This window comes from Bradyrhizobium sp. (assembly GCF_035570375.1).
Taxonomy (GTDB): Bacteria; Pseudomonadota; Alphaproteobacteria; order Rhizobiales; family Xanthobacteraceae; genus Bradyrhizobium.
Genome location: NZ_DATMLW010000181.1, coordinates 1 through 2,153 on the forward strand (window position 1 = coordinate 1; position 2,153 = coordinate 2,153).

At 60.4% G+C, this 2,153-nt stretch carries 2 protein-coding genes; one reads left to right on the forward strand and one right to left on the reverse strand.

Annotated features, from left to right (window positions below):
• Positions 1–335, forward strand: a 335-nt coding sequence (gene repC / locus VNX23_RS19600; protein ID WP_325632681.1) for a plasmid replication protein RepC, incomplete at its 5' end; no start/stop codon positions are given.
• A gap of 265 nt (positions 336–600) precedes the next feature.
• Here repC and VNX23_RS19605 read toward each other — a convergent pair.
• Positions 601–1,746 carry an ISAs1 family transposase gene (locus VNX23_RS19605; protein WP_325632682.1) on the reverse strand — a complete coding sequence of 382 codons (1,146 nt, stop codon included), beginning with the start codon at positions 1,744–1,746 and terminating at the stop codon, positions 601–603.
• Positions 1,747–2,153: the final 407 nt, after the last annotated feature.

Here is a 2,153-nt window from a genome sequence, read left to right on the forward strand (position 1 = left end):
CGTATCCGTTGGGAATGGTCCTGAGTGCATGCCCGGACATCGTCGATTATGCGAAGGACGGGATTTCGAACTGGCGCGATTTCCTAGCCACCGCGGCGGTTGTGCGATCGATGCTGGGGATCAGTCCGAGCGCCTGGGAGGAGGCGCAAACCGTCCTGGGCGAAACGCAAGCGGCGGTCGTCGTCGCATGCATCCTGCAGCGTGGGACCACGATCAGATCAGCTGGCGGCTACTTGCGCGGACTGACGCGAAAAGCGGAGGTCGGGGAATTTTCCCTTGGGCCGATCCTGATGTCGCAGATCAATTCCCGGCTCCACGAAAAGCGACGAGCTTAAGGATGGGAAGACGGGGGACTGTGCCGGATTCCGGCTTGAGCGGGCGTAGCGATGTCGTTCGGCTGCATTGCAGGCGATGTTGCCGACCTTACGCGAGCCGGTGAAAGTGACGATCATAGGGTCTTCCTCGGCTCGAGTTGTCGCTCCCCGTTGCATGGCTGGATACCTATGGCCGCCGACGGCTCGGTCGACCGTTGGAGAAGATTTTTTGCTTGCCGGATCCATCCGCAAGCGGGGCTCCGCCAGGGGAATCGGGTGAATTTAATCACGCGGCGATGAGGCTTGCGAGATACTCGTCGTCCCAGCCTGCGGTTTTGCGCCGGAGGCGGATGGAATCTTTGCCCGGAGCGTTGCGGGTGAGATTGTAGGCGATATGCCGGCAGGTTGCGAAATTAGCTGGGGCGTTGTCGGTTCTGACGCGGCATTCATCGTCGCGAAAGACCATGTCCATGACCCAGTGCAAGGAGTTCTCGATGGCCCAGTGCGCGCGGATCATGGGGCCGACCGCGGTGGCTGGCATCGCCAGCGAGGTGATGTAGAAGCGTGTCTCGTCGGTGATCTTGCCGTTGATCTCGCGCCGGCTTTCGACCACGACAACCGCGTTCAGGCCCGGCCATTGGTGGATCGCCTGCAGCCATTCAACATCGTGGATCACCGTATAGTTTCGGGTCTCGATACGGCCGTGATCCGCATCGACCGTTTCGTGCGTGCTGATCGTGGCATCCCTGTATTTCAAGGCTTTCTGCTCATCGGCGAAAACCTCGACATCCTCGCGCAGGGTTCCCTGATTGCCCTTCAGCGCGACAATGTAATCGGCCTTTTTCTCGATAATTTTCGCGGCGATGTTACGCTGGCAGCCCATCGCATCGATCGTCACGACCGCGCCCTCGATCGACATCATGTCGAGCAGCGCCGGGATGGCGACGATCTCGTTCGACTTCGCGTTCACCTTTACCTGGCCCAGCACGATGCGTTGCCGCGCGGCGAAGGCAGAGACGATGTGGATCGCCTCTTTCGAGCCCTTGGTCTGATACGAGCGCCGCGACGTCTTGCCATCGATCGAGATCACCTCGGCGGGTGTGTTCGTCAGCGCCGCCACCCAGGCCACGAAGCAAAGCTGGAAGGCGCGGGCGTCAAGCGTGGCAAAGATATCGCCGAGATGATCGTGCGAGGGCGTGCCGTTTACATAGGGCCGAAATCGCCGCAGCAGTTCGATCTTCCGCTCGCCAAATCGCGCGATGTCGGTGAATGCCTCCGCCCCCGCAAGAACCGCCAGAAGAATCAGGAGCAGCACCTCCGGCAGCGGATAATCCACTTTGCTGGCCTGACGATGATCCGGCAACCCGCTGAAATAGTGAAGGAAACTCGTCGTCTCCGCGACCGCTGCAAATGCTGTCCCCTCGGTATCCATCATCGTCCTCCACCTGCGACTCAGTGGAGGACAACAGATTCAGCACTTCAGCCTTTTGTCACGAACCGTTTCACCCGATTACCCTGCCGGGCAGCCATGAGACATTGACTCTGTCCGGGTTATAACGAGTCAATTTGGGATGACGCATTGCCTGAGCGGGGGCCAGTACAAGCGGGGAAAGGCTGAAAGGTAACCTTTTCGCTGCCTGCCGTGGCTGCATCGGCGCTCACGCCGATGCAGCACGTATGAACCCGATTGCCGCGATGATAACTTCAGACCTCCTGACATAGGGTAGCGCAAAAATGTCCGGTCTCGTCGCCAATCAGGGCGCCGGGGTACCTGGCGTGGCGGTGCCGCGCTCAACCGGAGAGTCGGGGAAAGCAAGGCCGATGCGCCGCGGCGGGCGC

What these genes read in the sequence shown, in the direction of transcription:
- VNX23_RS19605 (WP_325632682.1), bottom strand. Translation starts at nt 1,746, where the DNA reads ATGGATACCGAGGGGACAGCATTTGCAGCGGTCGCGGAGACGACGAGT.